At 60.3% G+C, this 20498-nt stretch carries 17 protein-coding genes and 4 pseudogenes; 4 read left to right on the top strand and 17 right to left on the bottom strand.

Features of this window, described 5'->3' with window-relative positions; translation table 11 throughout:
* A pseudogene (locus OGY18_RS06550) lies at positions 1-480 on the bottom strand (transposase); the annotation flags it as partial.
* Positions 481-537: 57 nt separating this feature from the next.
* Here OGY18_RS06550 and OGY18_RS06555 point away from each other — a divergent pair.
* Positions 538-1378 (top strand): annotated as a pseudogene (locus OGY18_RS06555) (IS5 family transposase); the annotation flags it as partial.
* A 224-nt stretch (positions 1379-1602) separates the two neighbouring features.
* Here the strand turns inward: OGY18_RS06555 and OGY18_RS06560 are convergent.
* From OGY18_RS06560 to OGY18_RS06635, 16 genes are all read right to left on the bottom strand, one after another.
* A complete protein-coding gene (locus OGY18_RS06560; protein ID WP_003847784.1) occupies positions 1603-2754 on the bottom strand; it encodes a S1C family serine protease in 1152 nt (383 codons plus the stop codon).
* A gap of 24 nt (positions 2755-2778) precedes the next feature.
* The gene (locus OGY18_RS06565; RefSeq protein WP_003847782.1) at positions 2779-3744 is read right to left on the bottom strand and encodes a zinc metalloprotease HtpX; all 966 of its coding nucleotides are present in this window, start codon (positions 3742-3744) and stop codon (positions 2779-2781) included.
* A complete protein-coding gene (gene psiE-GI / locus OGY18_RS06570) occupies positions 3722-4219 on the bottom strand; it encodes a heat resistance protein PsiE-GI (RefSeq protein WP_003847780.1) in 498 nt (165 codons plus the stop codon). The genes OGY18_RS06565 and psiE-GI overlap by 23 nt, the downstream gene beginning before the upstream one ends.
* Positions 4216-5931 (bottom strand): heat resistance system K+/H+ antiporter KefB-GI, encoded by a 1716-nt coding sequence (gene kefB-GI, locus OGY18_RS06575; protein WP_032948597.1) that lies wholly within the window; start codon positions 5929-5931, stop codon positions 4216-4218. Before kefB-GI ends, psiE-GI begins: the two co-directional genes overlap by 4 nt.
* Positions 5932-5934: 3 nt before the next feature.
* Positions 5935-6375, bottom strand: coding sequence for a heat resistance system thioredoxin Trx-GI (gene trx-GI / locus OGY18_RS06580; protein ID WP_000786814.1), 441 nt, complete (start codon positions 6373-6375; stop codon positions 5935-5937).
* Positions 6365-7510, bottom strand: coding sequence for a hypothetical protein (locus OGY18_RS06585; RefSeq protein WP_003847774.1), 1146 nt, complete (start codon positions 7508-7510; stop codon positions 6365-6367). The genes trx-GI and OGY18_RS06585 overlap by 11 nt, the downstream gene beginning before the upstream one ends.
* Positions 7511-7589: 79 nt before the next feature.
* A complete protein-coding gene (gene hdeD-GI, locus OGY18_RS06590; protein ID WP_003847772.1) occupies positions 7590-8201 on the bottom strand; it encodes a heat resistance membrane protein HdeD-GI in 612 nt (203 codons plus the stop codon).
* An 89-nt stretch (positions 8202-8290) separates the two neighbouring features.
* Positions 8291-9178 carry a heat resistance protein YfdX2 gene (gene yfdX2 / locus OGY18_RS06595; protein WP_003847770.1) on the bottom strand — a complete coding sequence of 296 codons (888 nt, stop codon included), beginning with the start codon at positions 9176-9178 and terminating at the stop codon, positions 8291-8293.
* A gap of 102 nt (positions 9179-9280) precedes the next feature.
* On the bottom strand, positions 9281-10195 hold the full coding sequence (yfdX1, locus tag OGY18_RS06600; RefSeq protein ID WP_003847769.1) for a heat resistance protein YfdX1: 915 nt from the start codon (positions 10193-10195) through the stop codon (positions 9281-9283).
* Positions 10196-10217: 22 nt separating this feature from the next.
* The gene (hsp20-GI, locus tag OGY18_RS06605; RefSeq protein ID WP_001275372.1) at positions 10218-10676 is read right to left on the bottom strand and encodes a small heat shock protein sHSP20-GI; all 459 of its coding nucleotides are present in this window, start codon (positions 10674-10676) and stop codon (positions 10218-10220) included.
* A gap of 87 nt (positions 10677-10763) precedes the next feature.
* The gene (gene ftsH, locus OGY18_RS06610) at positions 10764-12569 is read right to left on the bottom strand and encodes an ATP-dependent zinc metalloprotease FtsH (protein WP_003847766.1); all 1806 of its coding nucleotides are present in this window, start codon (positions 12567-12569) and stop codon (positions 10764-10766) included.
* 60 nt (positions 12570-12629) lie between these two features.
* On the bottom strand, positions 12630-12821 hold the full coding sequence (locus OGY18_RS06615) for a hypothetical protein (RefSeq protein WP_001446316.1): 192 nt from the start codon (positions 12819-12821) through the stop codon (positions 12630-12632).
* Positions 12821-15670, bottom strand: coding sequence for a heat shock survival AAA family ATPase ClpK (gene clpK, locus OGY18_RS06620; protein ID WP_003847763.1), 2850 nt, complete (start codon positions 15668-15670; stop codon positions 12821-12823). Before clpK ends, OGY18_RS06615 begins: the two co-directional genes overlap by 1 nt.
* Before the next feature lie 105 nt (positions 15671-15775).
* A complete protein-coding gene (hsp20, locus tag OGY18_RS06625; RefSeq protein WP_003847761.1) occupies positions 15776-16345 on the bottom strand; it encodes a small heat shock protein sHSP20 in 570 nt (189 codons plus the stop codon).
* 34 nt (positions 16346-16379) lie between these two features.
* Entirely contained in the window at positions 16380-16661 is a 282-nt protein-coding gene (locus OGY18_RS06630) for a helix-turn-helix domain-containing protein (RefSeq protein WP_003847758.1), read from the bottom strand.
* 230 nt (positions 16662-16891) lie between these two features.
* Positions 16892-17155, bottom strand: coding sequence for a hypothetical protein (locus OGY18_RS06635; protein ID WP_003847756.1), 264 nt, complete (start codon positions 17153-17155; stop codon positions 16892-16894).
* Positions 17156-17377: 222 nt separating this feature from the next.
* On the opposite strand from OGY18_RS06635, the pseudogene OGY18_RS06640 reads away from it, so the two are divergent.
* The 3 genes and pseudogenes from OGY18_RS06640 to ltrA form a co-directional block, all read left to right on the top strand.
* A pseudogene (locus OGY18_RS06640) lies at positions 17378-17464 on the top strand (transposase domain-containing protein); the annotation flags it as partial.
* Between the two features lie 72 nt (positions 17465-17536).
* A pseudogene (locus OGY18_RS06645) lies at positions 17537-18225 on the top strand (IS3 family transposase); the annotation flags it as partial.
* Between the two features lie 672 nt (positions 18226-18897).
* Complete coding sequence (gene ltrA / locus OGY18_RS06650; RefSeq protein ID WP_001189109.1) at positions 18898-20406, top strand: group II intron reverse transcriptase/maturase; 1509 nt, start codon at positions 18898-18900, stop codon at positions 20404-20406.
* The last annotated feature ends 92 nt before the right edge of the window (positions 20407-20498 follow it).

Raw genomic sequence — 20498 nt, forward strand, 5'->3', positions numbered from 1 at the left:
GATGGATCTTGCGATAACCATAGACGCATCCCGATTCCAGCCAGAACTGTTTAATCTGTCCTGTCAGTCTCAGGTCTGCCCGATGGCGTTGTGAATGCGGCTGCTGAAGCCATGCGTAAAAGCCACTGGGATGAACATCCAGCACCCGACAGAGCAGGCGAACAGGCCAGCAACGGGCGTTGTCACGGATAAAGGCGTACCTCAGTCGGACAGTTTTGCGAAGTACGCCGCGGCTTTTTTTAATATGTCCCGTTCGTCAGTAACCCGCTTCAGCTCTTTCTGGAGACGGCGGATCTCGGTCTGAGCATCTGACTGTTCTTTATGAGTGGAGGAATCCGGCCCGTACTTCTTTATCCAGGCGTAAAGGCTGTGGGTGGTGATATCGAGACGTGTTGCAACGCTGGAAACAGAATAACCACGATCAACAACCTGTTTGACTGCTTCAATTTTAAACTCTTCGGGATAACGCTTACCGCTCATGGGCACCTCTCTTTAAGCCATCTTAAATGACTCTGAGGTGTCTGTTAAACCCGTGTCGATTCAGGTCGCCCGGCGTATCCCTTGATGGCGATGCTGCGTATCCATCTGATGCAGAACTGGTTCGGCTACAGCGATCCGGCCATGGAAGAAGCGCTGTACGAGACGACCATCCTACGTCCGTTAGCCGGGCTGAGCATGGAGCGTATTCCTGACGAAACCACCATCCTCAACTTCCGTCGTCTGCTGGAGAAACATGAGCTGGCAGCCGGCATCCTCTGCGTGATCAATGGCTACCTGGGGGATCGCGGTCTGTCGCTGCGCCAGGGCACTATCGTCGATGCCACGCTGATCCACGCGCCCAGTTCAACCAAGAACCAGGACGGCAAGCGCGACCCGGAAATGCACCAGACCAAGAAGGGGAACCAGTATTACTTTGGCATGAAGGCGCACATCGGCGTTGATGATGAATCGGGGCTGGTACACAGCGTGGTGGGCACGGCAGCCACCGTGGCGGATGTCACCCACGTCGACAAGCTGCTGCACGGCGACGAGAACGTCGTCTGCGCCGATGCCGGCTACACCGGCGTCGAAAAGCGCTCCGAGCATGCCGACCGAGAAGTGATCTGGCAGGTCGCAGCACGCCGCAGCACCTACAAGATGCTCGATAAACGCAGCGCCCTGTACAAAGCCAAGCGCAAGATCGAGAAGGCCAAGGCGCAAGTGCGAGCGAAGGTAGAGCCCCCGTTTCGCGTGATCAAGCGGCAGTTTCGGCTACACCAAGGTACGTTTCCGAGGGCTGGTGAGGAACACTGCACAACTGGTGACGCTGTTTGCCCTGTCGAACCTATGGATGGCCCGCCGACATTTGCTGGCAAGCGCAGGAGAGGTGCGCCTGTAATGCGGAAAATGGCCGTCGCAAGGTGCTCGCGACGGCTGAAAGCACCGAAATGAGCGGGTGATCCGATCGTTTTTGATCGGTTCACCGCTTTCAAAATCAGCAGTGGCTGAAGTCAGCCGGAAATACAGGGCTACTTCAGACCATCCCTAGCTAGGGCTCGTAGTTCGGCGCAAGGCTGAAGTCGCTTGGCTGCTTCGCTGTGCAGATCCATGACCCACTTTCCATCAAACTCCCGGTTGTAGTTCCACAAGCATCTCGCGAGTCTTGCCGGCCCGCTCCACTAACAAGACCACAACATCTCCAACGTTCTTGTCGTCTAGCCGGGCCTGTAATGTGGTGACGTCGTCGACGGCGATACCGTCGATGCTGATAACGCGATCGCCGGGCACGATGCCGCCTGCGGTGACCTCGACGCCGACGAGCCCGGCCCTGTGCGCCGCCGAGCCCGGCGTCACGCGCAATACGAATACGCCCTTACTGCCGGTCAGCGCCTGCAGACGCGCGTTGAGCTGCTCATCCACCTCGATGCCCAGCGCCGGACGGATGTACTTGCCGGTCTTTATGAGTTGCGGCACCACGCGCATGACGGTATCGACCGGCACCGCAAAGCCTATGCCGGCCGAGGCGCCAGACGGACTGTAGATGGCGGTATTGATTCCGATCAGCCGCCCAGCCGAATCGAGCAGCGGGCCACCGGAATTGCCGGGGTTGATGGCGGCGTCGGTCTGGATCAGGTGATCGATGGCCGGGCCGCCCGCTTCTCCCGGCAACGAGCGGTCGAGCGCGGAGACGATACCAGTTGTGAGCGTCCAGTCCAGGCCGAAGGGGTTGCCGATAGCGAACACCTTCTGACCCACCTTGAGGTCGGCACTGGTGCCGACCGGCACGGCCGGCGGGCGCTTGAAACCGACGCCGATCTTGAGCACGGCGATGTCGTGCGCGGGGCTCGTCCCCACCAGCGCGGCCTGGTAGTCGCGGCCGTCGGCCAGTTTGACGGTGGCTTCGGACGCGCCCTGGATGACGTGGAAGTTGGTGACGACGTGGCCGGCGTCGTCCCAGATGAAGCCCGATCCAGTGCCGCGCGGCACGGAGAACACGTTGCGCGTCCAGACATCGCGTACTAATTGCGCGGTGGTGATGTAGACCACCGAGGCGCGCGATTTTTCGAACAGTTCGATGGTGGTTTTCTCGTCCGCCGCCAGATCGCCACGCGCCATCACGGTGCGTTCTGCTGCCTCGCGCGGACTGAACCATGCTTCGATGGCGGGCAGAAACTGCCACAGCAGCATGAGCGCGGCAATGCAGGCGGTGATGAAGAGCCCGCGCCGGACGAAGCGGTCCGGCGCGGGGCGTTGGTACGGGTCGAGATAGGCCATGAGACGTCTCCTGTTGATGGGCAATCAGCGCCACAGCCCGCTCGGGCGCCAGCGCGGTGGGCGCGTCGCCAAAGCGGATTCCGGCAAAAAATGGGGCGCGCGGAGTGGCAACGCTGATGCTGGCCCAGGCGCCAACGTCAGCAGGCGTGCGATGCGCTCTTGCGTTGCCGGACGCGTGCGCAAGCAGGAGGGCTCGGGATTGCCCCATCCCGGCCATAGCCAGGCACGCCAGGAGCGGCTGACCCGCTCGATTTTCGCCAGCGCGGACGCCAGCCCCTGCGGGTCGCCAGTCAGTTCCGCCGCAAGGCGGTCAGCGTCGAACTCACGCACGCGAGACAAGCCGAGCAGTGCGAGCAGAGCCAGCTGGGGCGATGCGGCCAATAACAATAGACCAGGCCAATAGACCTCCGCCGCGCCAACCAGCTGCGCGGGCAGGCTGAGCAGGATCGCGATCTGTCCCATAAGGGCCAGTAGGCTCGTGAGGCGACTGTCGGAATCCGCCAGCCCCATGACACGCAGATCCTCATTAGCGATGTGCGCGACCTCGTGCACGAGCACACCCGCCAGCTCGCGTGGGCTCAGGCTGCGCAGCAGGCCATCGGTGAGGGCGATCGATGCCTCCTGCTTCGATCCGGTGGCGAAGGCGTTGACGACGGCACTGGGCACATAGTGCGGCACCGGCGTGGCGGGCAAACCGGCACGGGCGGGCAGCTCGCGCAACCGGGCCCACATCTCGTGGGCTTCTTGCGGGTGCAAGGCCCGTACGCGGTACAGGCGCAAGCTCAGCGCCGACGCGGCTACCGGTTCCAGCAGCAACGCACCTGCAACGGCAAACAGCGCGAGCCACAGGCAGCCTTCCCCAAACGGCAGTCTCCCTGCTGCGGCTGCGATCCCGACCAGGGTCAGGACCAACAGCCCGGTCTGCAGGCGGTTGAGCCAGCGGTGTTGCAAGAGCGCCGTGCGCGGATCACTGGGATGATGACGGGTCATGCTCAGAGGTCTCGGCGGCGCGGTCGCCGCGCTTGCGCAGCAGCCAGTAGGTCGCACCCAGAGCCAGCGTGGCGCTTGCCAGCGCGGCTATCTTTGCGGGGCTCGCGTCGGAGTCGAGGACCACGAACTTGCGGGAGAGTGCGATCAGCGCGATCAGGACCACTGTCTTGACCTGGATGATGCTGTCCCGACGCAGCGCCACGCGCACGATGGAATGCTTGAACTCCATCGCGATCAAGAGCGTCATGATCATACCGAACACGCTCTGGAATACCTTGTGGTCCAGGGGATTGAAGGCATCGAGAACCAGCAGCGTGAAGACGATGGAGATGAGCTGGAACAGCGACACCACGATGATGACGGCGATCACCGCCGACAGCACGAGCGCGACGACCTGCTCGAAGCGCTCGTAAAAACTCATGATGGCTAATTGGTCACGCAAGACCTGAAATGGGTTAAGGCGTGTTGATTTCATGACGATGAACTCCCTGGAAAACGGCTGCTGTCGAGACGGCGGCGCATTGCGTTGATGTGTCCTTCAATCAGCTCGGTCGACATGCCAAGCGTCGACATCACCTGTTCCGCCAGCCCAATAGCTGCGGCAAAGGATTGCTGATACACGCGCACGTTGGGCATGGCGCGAAATGCATCGGCCGCGGTCGTACTTCTGCATGACACCCACAAGGTCAGCGCCGGACGGCGCTCGGCAATCGCCTGGGCGATGCGCAACGCTTGCTGGGCATGGGCGAACGTCAGCACCACCAAGTGCGCATGCGTCAAGCCGGCAGCCAGCAAGGTATCGGGCCGACTGGCATCGCCATGGAACACCGGCGCGCCGGCGGCACGCGCGGCCTCGACCTTCTGCGCGTCCGCCTCCAGCAGCAGATGCGCCACGCCGGCGTGGCGAAGAATCTCGCTGACTGTAAGGCCAAGCTCGCCCGCGCCGCAAACGATGACATGGTCTCGATATCGCGTCGTCTGCGCGGCGATCTCGACTTCTTCAGCCTGGGGTGGCTGAATGACGCCGCCGGTGCGGCTCAAGAACCGGGCAAGTACATCGTGATGGCGGATCAGTAGCGGTGCCAGAGCCATGCTGAGCACCAGCGCGACCAGCATGGGTTGGACGACGGTCGCGGGGATCAGATGCTGCTGCAAGACCGTGCCCAACAACAGCAGGGCGAACTCGCCGCCGTGCCCCAACGCTATGCCCGCGCGCCAGGCATCGAGGGCGGACAGGCGCGTCGCCCGCAAGGCCAGCGTATTGAGCAGGATCTTGACTGGTACCAGCACCACCAGCCACGCCAGCACCGCCAGCGGTGCCGAAATAATCTGTGCTGCGTCCAGTTGCAGGCCGATGGTCACGAAGAACACGCCCGACAACACATCGCGAAAGGGCCTGAGGTGGCTTTCCATGTGGTGCCGGAAGTCGCTCTCGCCCAGGACCATCCCGGCGAGGAAGGCCCCCAGGGCGGCGGATACGCCGACCGCGTGCGCAGCGGCGGCGGCAGCCACCACCACGCACAAGGAGACGAGCACGAACGATTCCTCGTGGCCCCGCCGCGCCACCCAGCCCAGCAGGCCATGCAACAGACGGCGCGAGGCGAGGGCCGCTGCCGCGAACAGCAGCAGCACACCGAATACTTCGAGCAGCACATGCTCGATCTTCGGCGACTCGCCGCGCGCCCAGATCGCCAGCAAGGCCAGCAGGGGCACGCTGGCCAGGTCCTGAAAGACCAGCACGGCGATGGCACTGCGGCCGTGGCGGGTGGTGAGCTCGCCTTGGTCGGCCAGTTGTCGGCTGACCAGCGCCGTGGACGACATGGCCGCCGCAGTGCCGAGCAGCGCGGCGCTCTGGCCGGGCTGCCCCAGCCACATCAATAGCAGGATCAGCGGCGGGGCCACGGCGATCATCTGCAGAGCGCCCGCCATCAGCACCGTCCTGCGGGCGAGCCAGAAGTGTCCGAGGGAGAATTCCAGTCCGACCATGAACAACAGCAGCGCCACGCCCAGCTCGGACAGAAAGCTCAGCGTCTCCCCCGGCGCGATCACGCTGATGACTGAGGGGCCCAGTACAACGCCGACAGAGAGATACCCCAGCAAGGCGGGCACTCTGAACGCCGCCGTCGCCATCGACGCCAGGCTGCAAGCCGCCAGCAGGATTAGCGTATCGCCGAGTAAGGCCTGCATCGGTCAGCGTCCCACTTGCGTCGACGTCCAGCGCACGATGTCCTGCGCGCCCATCGCGCCGGCCTGACGGGCGATCTCCCGCCCACCCTGGAACAGGGCGAGCGTCGGGATGCTGCGGATACCGAACTGCGCGGCCAGGTGGGGCTCAGCCTCGGTATTCACCTTCGCCAGCCGGATCCTCGGTTCGAGCTGGTGCGCCGCTTGCTGGAACTGTGGCGCCATCATCTTGCACGGCCCGCACCATGGCGCCCAGAAATCGACCAGTAGCGGCAGATCGCTGCGCTCCACGTGGCGCGAGAACGTCGCCGTGGTCAACTCGATGGGCTCGCCCGTGAACAAGGGCTGCTGGCAGCGGCCACAGTTGGGATGTTCCGATAGCTTCGCAGTCGGTACGCGGTTGATGGACTGGCAATGCGGGCAGACGAGGTGAAGATCATTCTTCATGGTTCGCCTCCTTGGACCACAGTGAGGCTGCCTCGCTTCGGGTCACAGACAATGCCGACCAATCAACGCCTTGGAGCCAATCGTTCCCGTTTTTGCTTACTCCGGCCTCTTCCAGATGAGCAGCGATGAATGCTTCGGCCTGCATGAGCCACCTTCGGACAGCATCTTCCTTACTAGGAATCAGCAGGATTTCAGAGACGCTGCTGGCATTCAGCCCGTCCACACGGATAAGCAGAAAAATGCGCCGCCACAAACGCGGCATGTCCTTCAGCAGGTCAAATGCAAAAGCGAGCTCGCTCGACCGATCAATCAGCTCCTCCTGTTCCGCGATCGTTGCGACATCGGGATGCTGACTGCCAGCGAAGATATCGGCCAGCTTGAGTGTGTCATCGGGCTGATAAAATTCGAAGATTTCCTCTTCCACCATGGCCTCGGCCACGTCTTGGGCATCCGGTTCGACCGGCGCGTCCAGAGAAACGAATTCGCCAAATTGCCGGCTGCTTGCCACTTCGTTATCCAGGACGGCGAACAGATGCTTCAAAAGATCGGTGTAAGCCTCTTTTTCCCCCGGCACGGATTGCCATTCCACCTCAGCTCGGACAATCGCTTCATCCACCACGTCGCGCAGCGTCGGATAATCGCGCGGTAAATCGCCGACGGCCCGCAGATAAGCCAGCTCACGCCTTGCGACAGCCTCAAGTTTCGACAGTAGAGGCATTCGGGTCACCTCGGCCTCATGGGCGGCTGATGCGGGTTTTGCGGCAATCCGCACCTTGAGCTCGCGCAAGCGCTCGCGTCGTGCTTTGCGCTTGATTTGATCCTGAGCATGCAGTCGGTCAAAATGCTTCCTGGCCTGACGGAACAACGACTGTGCGAGCATCTTCGCGAGGGGCGTCAGCTCGTCATGTGATGCAGTAACGCTGACAATCTTTTTGCCGGGCAGGTGCATATAGCCACTGGCCAGAAATTGCCGCTTGATCTTGTCGCGATCAAGGACGATTTGAAGTTGCGCTGAATCTTTAGTGTGTTTGTCGAGCAATGGCTTGAGGGCGTGCTCGATCACATTTCCCAAAGTTCTCTGCCAAGGTTCATGAAACTCTTTGTCGATAGCTCGATAGCTATATTGCATCTGCATGTATGACTCCTTCGATGTCATTTCTATGGAGGTATGAATCGAGGATGCTCATATCCATAGATTTTGGTTTGGCACGCTCTTACCCCAGGCGCGTTTTGCGAAGACTCCAACTCAAGAACAAAAGCGTGACGCCATAGACTGCCGCATGGAAACCCAACAGCCAGCCTGCGGCCACGAATGACTCGACCGGACGGGTAAAAAATATCCACAAGACGATAGCGCCAAGGATAATCGAGAGCAGTCCACTGAGGGCAAGCCAGATTTCACCCTTGATTTCCCGACGCAGCCGAACGGCGGCGGATATCTCCAGCACACCGGTGAAAATCGCCCAGAAGCCCACGCTAGCCCATAAAAAAGAAGCCAAGACTATCGTGGCGGCCCAAGGAGCAACCAGGACGACGACGCCCGTAAGTATGCCGACAATGCCGCTGAACAGCAGCCAGCCCCAGCGCTCTTTTTTCTGTATATGGCGCACCGCTGCAAACAAGTTGAACGCGCCATTGACCAAGGAAAATGCGCCGAACATGATGGTCATGGCCAACAGAGCCGATTGTGGCATCCAGAACGCGAGGGCTGCAAAAATCAATGCCAAGACACCGCGCAGCACAAAAAGCCACCAATTTTGGCTCAGCGAACACAGTGCTTTGGTGGGGTCATCCGCATTGGAATTAGCGATGGTGTCTGTGTTCATGCAATATCTCCTAAAGATCTATACAGAATAAAAAATCAAACACTCATGGAACAAGAGAGGGGGCGCTATGCGCCCCCTATCCAGGGGTTTCAGAACAACTTGGACAGTTTTGCCTTGACTTCATCGAGCCAGCCTTTTCCGCAGCCTCCCCCTCCCGTCTTTTCCTTGATTTTCTTGAGTTCAGCGTACAGGGGCTCAAAGTCCTTCCTTTTTCCATAGCCCAGCAGTTCTGCCATTTCCAATTGCTGCCGGGCTTCGTTCAACAATGTCTCCAGGCGCTCATTGGATGCTTCGCTGCGCTGACCATCTTCTACCAGGGGCTCGGCGCGCTTCAGGAGCAGCTTCGCACGCAGGACGGGCAGCGGAAGCACGCTGCGCTCCTCGACCAGCGTGCTGAGCGCTGACTGCAGCGCGGCTTTGGCTTCTTCGATCTTGCCCTGATCGATCAGCGGCACGACTGCCTTCACGGCTGCGGGATAGGACGCCAAAGGGATGCTGGTGACCGTGATCACGATTTCACTGGCCAGCAAAGCCAGCACGTGGCGAGCCTGTTGCACCTCGCCATGTTTGAGGGCATCCAGCGCCTCGTCGGTCATCGCCTCAATGGTTTCCGTGTTGGCGAACAAGTCGTGCACGATGGTGCGCACATCAACGCCGGCCAGGGCGAGCGTGGGTTCGCGCGCGACGATCAGCTCCAGCTTTCCCGTCACTTCGGCCAGCGTTGCCAATGCGCGTGCAGTGTCCTTGCCGTCAAGTGCGGCCAGCGCGGATTTGGTCAGCGACAAGGCCGAGACTGCCTCATCGAGGACTTGTTTACGTTTGTCTTCCGCCTGCGAGTCCGTTTCTTTCTGAACCTCAGGCTGTACCTCCGTGACGACTTCAGGCTTGGACTCTGGACTGACAGGAAGGCTGCTTACCGCGGCCTGTTCGTTTATTCCTTCGTTCGTCGCATTGGGATTCGGTGTTTGCTCATTCATGGTGATATGCCTCGTATGAGATAGTGAAAATAGGCGAATCTATTGGGGCTGAATGCGAACATCGCGAGACTGACCGACAGAGCAGTCAGCCCCTTCATCACCTCAAAACAGCTTTTGGATGCGCGTCTTCAACTCGTCGAACCATCCCTTGCCGCTTTTGCCACCAGCCGACTTTTGCTCAATGGACTTCACCTGATCGAAGATGGGTTTGAAGTCCGCCTTCTTGCCATAACCCAGGATCTGCGCCATCTCGATCTCCGTGCGCACGGACGACAGCAAGGTGCTGAGCTCCTCGTTCTGCTTGGCATCGCGCCTGTCGGTCTCGGCCAGCTTTTCAGCTTTTGCCATCGCGGCTTCGGCCCGTAGCACGGGCAGAGGAAAGGCGACCGAGGTCACCACCAGCGTGTTCAGTGCTCGGGCGAGTTCCGCTTTGGCGTTGTCGATCTTGCCGCTGTCGATGAGCCGTGCGGCCGACTTGATCGCTGCCGGGTACGTTGCCATCGGAAGGTTGTCGGTTTGGATTACGATTTCGCTGGCCAGATTGGCAACGATGGGCCGGGCCTTTTGCACCTCGCCATCACCCAACAACTCCCGAGACAACTTGACCGCTTTCTTTACCGATTCCACGTTGGCGTGGATATCGTGGGTGATGACGCGTACATCGACCGGCGCCAAAGCAAGTTTGGCGTCGCGTGCCAATACCAGTTCCATCTTTCCGCTGGCCAGTTCCAGCGCAGCAAGCGCCTCCTTGGTCTTATTTGCATCAAGGAGGGTCAAAGCCTCCTGGGTCTTGGTGAGCGCCGTGATGGCGTCTTGAGTGAGCTCGGCACGCTTTTTATCGGCTTCCCGGGCGGCCTTGTCATCTACCTGTGGCTGTGCCGCCTTGGATGCGGCAGAGGGTGCTGCAGCACCTGGGCTAGAACCTGCCGCCGATTGGGCCAGAGCCGGTCCGCTCAGTCCGACGACGACCGCCAGGGCAAGTGCGGAGAAGGTGTATTGTGGCTGTTTGATATTCATGATCTTGGGCTCTTGATTGAAGTTAGTTGACTGAGATTTCAATCTGTTTCGGTTTGGCTTGCTCGGCCTTGACAAGCCGCACTTCCAGCACGCCGTCTTTCATGGAAGCCGTCACCTTGGTCGGATCAACGTTGTCAGGCAAGACAAAGCTGCGCACAAAGCGGCCATACGCACGTTCGATGCGGTGGAACTTCTTGCCCTGCTCCTCTTTTTCCAGTTTGCGCTCGCCGCTGATGGTGAGCACACCGTTTTCCGCGCTGACGCGCACGGCATCCTTGGGGACCTCCGGCAGATCCAGCTTGAGGAGGAATGCGTTCTCATCCTCGCTGATGTCCGCCATTGGTGCCCAGTCCGCCGTGGTCATGGCTTCGTTGCCGGTACGGGCGCCCTGTCGCTGGGGTATTCGTCCGAACATCGTCGCCAGGCGGTTTTGCAATTCATCCAGTTCCCGGAAGGGGTCCCACGGTGTCAATGCAGACATATCGGTTCTCCTTGAACAATGCCGACGAATTGGATGACGCACTGAACAGAGCCGTCGGTTTACTCTGAATGGCACCTACTACTGTTTTCAGTTCCGAACAAGTCCTTGAGTCAATTGACGGATATCGCTTTCGTCGAGCGTTTCCCGCGCCAGCAGCTCGCGCGCACAGCGCTCCAGCACCGCGCGGTTGATGTCGAGAATCCGGTAGGCGCGCTCGAACACGCCCATCACGATGTCGCGGATAGCCTGATCGATGCGCGCCTGGGTCGATTCGGCCAACCGGCAACCGCCGTGGGCCAGTTCAGGTGTATCGAGAAAGCGGGGCCGCTGCGCCTCGAAGGCGATGTAGCCCAGGCCCTCGTCCATGCCAAAGCGGGTGATCATGTCGCGGGCGATGTCGGTGGCTCGCGCCAGATCGTCCGCCGTCCCGGTAGACAACTCGCCGAACACCAGCTTTTCGGCGGCACGCCCGCCCAGCAGTACGGCGATCTTGTGCTCGAGATCGGTACGCGTCATCAGGAAGCGGTCTTCGGTGGGGCGCTGCAAGGTGTAGCCCAGCGCGCCGATGCCGCGCGGGATGATCGAGATCTTGTGTACGGGGTCGGTTTCGGGCAGCGCCAGCGCCACCAGCGCATGGCCCATCTCGTGATGGGCCACGGTTTCCCGCTCCTTGGGGTTGAGCACGCGGCTCTTCTTTTCCAGGCCCGCCACGATGCGCTCGATGGTCGCGGTGAAGTCCTGCAATTCCACGGCGGACGCACGGCGTCTCCTCGCCGCCAGCGCCGCCTCGTTGACCAGATTGGCGAGGTCCGCGCCGGAAAAGCCCGTGGTCAGTGCGGCTACCTGTTCGAGGTCTACATCCTGGGCCAGCGTCACCTTCTTGACATGAACCTTCAGGATGTCCAGCCGCCCCTTCTTGATGTCGGGCCGGTCCACCAGCACCTGGCGGTCGAAGCGGCCGGCACGCAGCAGCGCCTGGTCGAGGATTTCGGGGCGGTTGGTGGCGGTGAGGATGATCAGCCCGACCGAGCTGTCGAAGCCGTCCATCTCCGTGAGCAGCTGGTTGAGGGTCTGCTCGCGCTCGTCGTGGCCGCCGACGCCGCGCGCGCGGCCCAGCGCATCGAGCTCGTCGATAAAGATGATGGCCGGTGCCTGCCCGCGGGCCAGCTCGCACACACGGACCGCACCCACGCCGACGAACATCTCGACAAACTCTGAGCCGGAGATGGAGATGGAGAAGCAGGGCACCGCCGCCTCGCCGGCAACAGCCTTGGCCAGCAATGTCTTGCCGGTGCCCGGTGGGCCGACCAGCAACACGCCCTTGGTAATGCGCGCCCCGAGACGGCCATAGTCCTGCGAATTCTTCAGGAAATCGACGATCTCGACCAGCTCCGCCTTGGCCTCATCCCCCCCCGCGACATCGGCGAACGTCACACCGGTGTTCTTTTCCACGAACACCTTGGCGCGGCTCTTACCTATGTTGAGAAACCCGCCCATGCCCTGCTTCTCGGCGAAGCGGCGGAACAGGAAGAACCAGACGCCAAAGAAGGCTACCGCTGGCAGGATCCACGACAGCACATCGCGCAGCCAGGTGCTCTCCAACACGCGGGCATAGGGCACGTCGTACTTCGACAGGCGATCGGCAAGATCGGGTTCGACCCTCGTTGCAACGATCGTCGTCTTGCCCCGGCTGTCCGGCGACTTCAGGCGCCCGGTCACCGTACGATCCGACACCAGCACTTCGGCCACGCGCCCCTCGGCCAGCGCCTTCTCGAACTCGCTGTAGGGCACCGGCTCGACGGTTTTCGCCGTCTGCCAGTAGCTCTGCAAACTCAACAACAGCAGGAGTGCAACGATCCAGTAGCCGGTATTCCATTGATTCTTTTTTTCCATGGGCCGTGTTCCTCGAAAGTCGAGTTGCCAGAGGATCAGGTGAACAGACGGGCCGCACCGTCACGCAAACGGATGGCCAGCGAGCGGGAGAGCAGTGCCGCCGCTGATGAGCAGCCCCCACGGCGTGGCCGACCGCGGATCACGCTTGTAGACGACCGCGTGACCCGCGGCCACGACCGCCACCGCGATCGAGGCCAGGGAGGCTGCCCATGCCAGGCCGATGGGGTCGGACACGGCAGCCTCGCCCGCCATCAAGATGCGTCGCTCGCCGACTTCTTCTTGCGCGAGCCTTTGCCAGCGTCGCCGTGCGGCGTCTCGGTCGCCTTCGCGGCATCCGGCAGCTCCGGCTCGGCCGGGGTCTGCGGTGGCTCTTTGCGTTCGAACACCACGCGTTCGGCCTTGTCGTCCCAGCGTGCGCTGGCGTGATCGCCCTTGCCGATGCCGCCACCGAGCATCTCGCGCGCCAGCGCAGTTTCCAGCTCGCTACGGATCAGGCGCTTGAGTTCACGCGCACCGAACTCGGGCTTGTAGCCTTCTTCCGCGAAATGGTCGATCAGCGTCTGATCGAAAGTGAGCGTCACGCCCTGGCTGGCGGCGCTGCGCGCCACGCGATCGAGCTGCAGGCCGACGATGTGGCGGATCTCCTCCTTGCCCAGCGCATGGAAGACGATTATCTCGTCGATGCGGTTGAGGAACTCGGGCCGGAAGTGGCCGCGCAGCACGTCCATGACCTCGGCCTTGGTCTTTTCGTACTCCTCGCCAGCCGCCTCACGCGCCTTCAGCCGTCGCTGGATGATGTCCGAACCCAGGTTGGACGTGGCGATGATGATGGTGTTGGTGAAATCCACCACCCGGCCCTTGCCGTCGGTGAGGCGACCGTCGTCGAACACTTGCAGCAGGATGTTGTAGACGTCAGGGTGTGCCTTCTCGATCTCGTCGAGCAGCAGCACGCTGTAGGGCTTGCGCCGCACCTTCTCGGTGAGCTGACCGCCTTCGTCGTAACCGACATAGCCCGGAGGCGCGCCCACCAGCCGCGCCACGGTATGGCGTTCGCCATATTCCGACATGTCGATGCGCAACAGGGCGTGCTCATCGCCGTAGATAGATTCGGCCAATGCCTTGGCGAGCTCGGTCTTGCCCACCCCGGTCGGGCCCAGAAACAGGAAGGTAGCCACCGGTTTGCTGCCTTCGCGCAGGCCGGCGCGGGACAGCCGCACGGCATCGGCCACGGCACGGACCGCCTCGTCTTGTCCCACCAGGCGCTCGTGCAGCCGTTGTTCCAAGTGCAGCAGCTTTTCGCGCTCTTCCACCGTCAACTCGTTGACCGGGATGCCGGTCAGGCGCGAGACGATCTGCGCCACGTGTTCCGCCTTTACCTCGGCACTGCCGGAGGCCCGCTCCCGCTCCCAGTCCTCGACGAGCTTCTTGAGCTCGGCCTCCTTGGCTTCGATGCGCTTGCCGAGCTCGGCGGCCTGGTCGTACTGCTTGCGCGCGGCCACGTAATCCTGTTCACGCCGCAGCTGGTGCAGTTCGGACTCCAGCTCCTGCACGGCCACCGGCCGGGCCGTGGCCGACAGCTTCACGCGCGCGGCCGCCTGGTCGAGCAGGTCGATCGCCTTGTCCGGCAGGAAGCGCGCCGTGATGTAGCGGTCGGACAACTCGGCCGCCGCGATGATCGCGTCCTCGGAGATGCTGACCTTGTGGTGCGCCTCGAAGGTGTCGCGCAGGCCGCGCAGAATCATGATGGTCTGGGCCACCGTCGGCTCGGGCACCGTCACCGGCTGGAAGCGCCGCTCCAGTGCGGCATCCTTCTCGATGTATTTCTGGTACTCGTTCAGCGTCGTGGCGCCGATCAGGTTGAGTTCACCGCGCGCCATCATCGGTTTGAACACGTTGGCCACGTCCAGCCCGCCTTCGCCACCGCCCTGGCCGGCACCGACGATGGTGTGCACCTCGTCGATGAACAAAATCAGCTCGCCCTGGTGCTCGGTCACCTCCTTCAGCACCTTCTGCACGCGCTCCTCGAACTCGCCGCGATATTTGGCGCCGGCCACCATGGCGTTGATGTTGAGTTCCACCAGGCGCTTGTCGCGCAAGGTCTCGGGCACTTCACCCGCCACCATGCGCTGCGCCAGCCCTTCGACGATGGCGGTCTTACCCACACCCGGCTCGCCGATCAGCACCGGGTTGTTCTTCTTGCGCCGGGCCAGCACCTCGATGGTGGTTTCGATCTCCTGCGCGCGGCCGATCACCGGGTCGAGCTTGCCGTCGCGCGCCATCTTGGTCAGGTCGCGCGAGTACTTGTCGAGTTCTGGCGTGTTGGTCGGCGTCTCAGCGCGTCCATCCTCGGCGCCCTTGCCGACCACCTTGCTGACCTGTTGGCGCAGCGCCTGCGGCGTCAGGCCGTAGCGGCGCAGCAGGTTGGCGGCCAGCCCTTCGCCTTCCTCGGCCAGACCGATCAGGAAATGCTCTGGACCGACATAAGAATGGCCGAGTTCATTGGAGGCCACGAAGGCGCGGCTGAGCGCATCCTTCACGCGCGGCGACACGCCGATCTCGCCCTCGAAGGGCTTGTCCCCGCGCTTGGCCTCAGACTCGATCTGCCGCTTGAGGTCATCGACCTTGATCTTGAACTGACCCAGGATGGTCTTGACCACGTCGCTGTCGGCCAGCGCCAGCAGCAGATGTTCGGTATCCACCTCGGAGCGGCCAAATTCGGCAGCGTGTTTGGCGGCCTCCTGCAACAAGGCTTCCGACTGTTCGCTGATGCGGCTGGCCAGCCCACTGCCGCGACGGCGCGGCGCACCCGAACCTGCGGCGGCGGGCTCGCCAAACGAGGCATCGACCACGTCATCGGTATCGGCGGCAACTGGCGTCGCGTCGTCGCCGATGCGGAAGAAGTCACTGCCGAGGAAGTCCTCGAACAGGCCACTGCGCGAACCGAACAAGGCTTCCAGCGGCGAAACGGTGCGCTTTTGCTGGCGCACTAATTGCCGGTAATGGTCGTCGCACAACAGCATGGTGCTGTGACGACCGTTGAGATTGGCTTCCACCCGCACGGTGGCGGGTTGGCCGCAGACCTGGCATTGTTTTCTGGCCATGCTGATGCTCCTGAGAAGGTTGACAAGGTTGAGGCGACGAGGCATCGCGAGCCGCGACACCTCGTCTCGGGCCGGGTTTTTCTTGTGACGAACGAGCCGGCGACGTCAGCCGTTGATCGGGATCGAGCGTCCCTGCTTCGGCGCACTGACCTCGCGCTTGTCGATCGTGACCGTGAGCACCCCGTTCTTGAACGATGCCTTGATCGAATCCTGGTTGGCGTCGTCAGGCAGGTTCAAGGCACGCTGAAAGCTGCCGTAGGAGCGCTCCACACGGTGGAAGCCACCTTCCTTCTTCTCCTGTTCCTGGCGCTTCTCGCCACGCACCATCAGCACGTCGTTGTCGAGGGTGATCTGGATGTCCTTCTCCTCGACACCGGGCACTTCCAGGGCAATCTTGTACTGCTTGTCGGTTTCCTGGATGTCCAGGGCCGGCTTCAGCATGCCCGACCAATCGGATGGCCACTGCGGCATGTTCAACGCCGAAAAACCGAAGCCCCGGAATGCGTCATCGAACAGCCGGTCGATTTCCCGATGCAGTTGCAGGATCGGGCTGACTGGCCCGCTAGCCGCTGGCAGGTCATTGCGCTGCACTGGCAGGGAAGAGGCGGTCTGCTGCTCTTGCTGCTCGTTCTTGAACCAGTTCCAGGGAGCCAACTTCTTGAAATCGATGTCCATGTCATACCTCCAGAAAAATTGGAAAACGAGTTACTCAAGCCCTTTGCCTGCTGCGACGGGCACTGCGCCCAGGCGACACGGGCTGCTCGGATGACTTCTGCTGTTCACGCTTGCGCATCACCTCCTTCTTTGCTCCGGCTCGGGTCTGATCATTGAGCCACTGATCGATTTCACTTTGACGAAACCGCCACGTCCCGTCCACCTTGAAAGCCGGAATTTCCCCGTGCGCGGCGAGCCGATAAAGCGTCCGCTTGCCGACTTTCAAGTACGCAGCCAATTCATCGAGCGTGAAAATCACCTGTAGGTGCGCTTTCATCTCACCCTCTCCAATCGCGTCGCTTTGCGGTTCCGGCCAAGGAAATCCTTGCAATACTTTGTAAAATATTACACCTACCATGACAAACTTCAAGAGTCAAGAGTCAATGTACAGCGTTCTCCCGCCCCATTGATGCAGGTCAACTGCTCAGGCAAGGCGCAGGGGGGCGGCCTGATCAGGCAATGGACAGCGCCTGGCTCGTCAGCCTGCGTGTGCCACAGGCGCCTCGATCAAACACCGATCCTCACGTTGTAGTCGAGTGCCCGCAGCCCCTTGCTTGTCTGCATGTTCCTTGGCGGAAACTCGTCTGGGCGCGCCCAGACGACGATTTCCCCGAGGCTGCTCAGGCCAACGTGCGGAATTGCCCAGTCGTCGCTGCGGATCGCGTTCCAGAGTCGGGCCGAAACACTTCCGTTGCCCCAGACAACGTAGTTCAACAGTATCCGTCCGGCCAACACACCTTCCCGATACCGCCGCCGAAGGCCATGGCCCATCAAGCGGATTTTCCATGCGCCCTCAGCGCCGTACCAACAGCAAATCTTTCAAGGCCCAGGTCATTCAGGAGTGTTCTGAACCCGATGCCTCCATCGCAAACATCGCCTTGGGCTACAGCCTCAATGCCAACCTCGTCCACAAATGGATTCGCCTGCTTACCCAGAAAACCACGGCTATCCAGCCAGCGTTCATCCCGTTGCCTTCTCAAATGCTCGGCGCGGGTTCGCATGCTCAAGCGCGCTGCTGCGATCATGAGTTTGATCCAGTCGGCCCGTAATAATGGGCACGATCCGTATGCCTATCTCAAGTGAAGTGGTTTACTGAATTTGGCCACCTGAACAGAGGTGATATGCTCACCTCAGAACATTACAGGTGCCTCAATGAAAAAAAGAAATTTCAGCGCAGAGTTTAAACGCGAATCCGCTCAACTGGTCCTTGATCAGAACTACACCGTTGCAGCTGCGGCCAGTGCTATGGATGTCGGCCTTTCTACCATGACGCGATGGGTAAAGCAGTTGCGGGATGAACGACAGGGCAAAATACCTAAAGCCTTTCCTATAACCCCGGAGCAGATTGAAATACGTGAGCTGAAGAAAAAAATACAACGCATTGAAATGGAAAACGACATATTAAAAAAGGCTACCGCGCTCTTGATGCCAGACTCCCTGAACAATTCTCGTTAATCGGGAAACTCAGAGCGCAGTATCCTGTGGTCACACTTTGCCACGTGTTCGGGGTTCATCGCAGCAGCTACAAATACTGGGGAAAAAGCCCCGAAAAGCCAGACGGCAGGCGAGCTGTGTTACGCAGTCAGGTTCTGGAACTGCATAACATCAGCCATGGCTCTGCTGGCGCAAGAAGTATCGCGATTATGGCAACCCTGAAAGGCTTCAGAATGGGACGCTGGCTTGCCGGAAGGCTCATGAAAGAACCGGGTCTGGTGAGTTGTCAGCAGCCAACTCACCGGTATAAACGTGGTGGTCATGAACACACCGCTATCCCGAATTGCCTTGAGCGACAGTTTGCAGTGACAGAACCGAATCAGGTGTGGTGCGGCGATGTGACGTATAGTGTGCCCGGAGTTCAGGGCGGGCATGGATGCTTAAATGAACCGCGAGTCTGTCTGGAATATTGAACCGGTAACTCACGATGAGAAACCCAACAATCCCACCGGGTGTGACGGTGGAGAACCTGAGCGGCAGTGACCTGCGGCATGCCCGCAGGGTGATGTAACCCGCTGACAACGGGGATTGAGGCGAGATCACTAAGCCGAGATGATCCTCAAGGTTAAGTACTGAAAGGCTGAAGAACATGAACCCGTTAATCCGCCTCTGTGGGTTGAAAACGTCACCACGGCCTACGTGATCTGACAGGCCGTGCAGGAGGAACTGGCAGTGATACGTAAGCACTGCCGGTCGAAGGTGTTTTGACATGTATGCGAAACACCGGGGCAGCAGCGTCTATCACGCTTGCGTTGCTGACTTCTGCCAACTTGCGGCAAGCAAGGATAAAGAGTGCGACGGGCAGCCTCCTCAGTATGCCTGACTCCAGGCAGGTAAACCGGGGAAGGTCAGCGACGGATGTTAAGGGGGCATGGCTCCGATGACGCGCTGGCTGGCGGAGCTTCCGTAGTAGTCCGCGATGGGGAAAGCCCATTACATGGCGAAGGGAAGCAGTTTGAATGTGTTTGCGACGTGAATTAACTGACCTAACGAGGTGAAGACCTTTGATAATCAGCGAAATGCAACGCAAGCTTGCCACATGGGCAGCCACCGATCCGTCCCTACGGATTCAACGGCTGCTGCGTCTGATAACACAACCAGAATGGCTGGCTGAAGCGGCGCGGATCACGCTTTCATCAAAGGGGGCGCATACCCCCGGCGTTGATGGCGTGAACAAAACAATGCTACAGGCCAGACTGGCTGTTGAGCTGCAAATCCTCAGGGATGAATTACTCTCAGGCCACTACCAGCCCTTGCCCGCCAGACGGGTTTACATCCCTAAAAGCAACGGCAAACTGCGACCACTGGGTATCCCCGCGTTGCGGGATCGTATTGTTCAGCGGGCCATGCTGATGGCGATGGAGCCGATATGGGAGAGTGATTTTCATACGCTCTCATATGGCTTCCGGCCTGAGCGCAGTGTCCACCACGCGATCCGCACGGTGAAATTACAGCTCACAGACTGCGGTGAAACCCGGGGACGCTGGGTGATTGAAGGCGACCTGTCCAGTTACTTCGACACCGTACATCATCGACTGCTGATGAAGGCTGTACGCCGCAGGATCAGTGACGCACGTTTCATGACTCTGCTGTGGAAAACCATCAAGGCGGGACATATCGATGTCGGTCTCTTTCGGGCGGCCAGTGAAGGTGTGCCACAGGGCGGTGTTATATCGCCGCTATTATCGAACATCATGCTGAATGAGTTCGATCAATACCTGCATGAGCGCTACCTGAGCGGGAAAGCCAGAAAAGATCGGTGGTACTGGAATAACAGTATCCAACGGGGCCGAAGTACGGCGGTCAGAGAAAACTGGCAGTGGAAACCCGCGGTGGCGTACTGCCGCTATGCCGATGATTTTGTCCTCATCGTCAAAGGCACCAAAGCACAGGCGGAAGCCATCAGGGAGGAGTGTCGGGGTGTGCTCGAAGGCAGTCTGAAACTCAGGCTGAACATGGATAAGACTAAAATCACCCATGTTAATGACGGCTTTATCTTTCTGGGGCACAGGATCATTCGCAAACGCAGTCGTTATGGCGAGATGCGAGTGGTCTCAACGATCCCGCAGGAGAAAGCCAGAAACTTCGCCGCATCGCTGACAGCACTGTTATCAGGCAACTACAGTGAAAGCAAAGTCGATATGGCTGAACAACTCAACCGAAAACTGAAAGGCTGGGCCATGTTCTATAAGTTCGTTGATTTTAAGGCCAAAGTCTTCAGTTATATCGACCGTGTCGTGTTCTGGAAGCTGGCTCACTGGCTGGCCCGCAAATACCGTACAGGTATCGCTTCCCTGATGAGGTGGTGGTGTAAATCACCGAAACCGGGTCAGAGCAAAACGTGGGTTTTATTTGGTAAAACCAATCACGGCAAGCTCAGCGGCGAAATACTGTACCGGTTGGTGGGGCAAGGCAAGAAGCTGTTCCGCTGGCGGCTACCCGAAGGTAATCCCTATCTGAGGACGGAGACCAGAAACACGTATACATCGCGCTTTACAGAAGTGGCAATGGCGTTCGCCAGCATTTAAATGGAGAGCCGGATGCGCTGAAAGGTGCACGTCCGGTTCGGGGAGGAGAGGCAGGGAAATAGTCCGACTACGCCCTGCCTCTTACTCTACTC

The organism is Citrobacter sp. Cpo142, from assembly GCF_030332425.1.
Lineage (GTDB): Bacteria > Pseudomonadota > Gammaproteobacteria > Enterobacterales > Enterobacteriaceae > Citrobacter > Citrobacter portucalensis.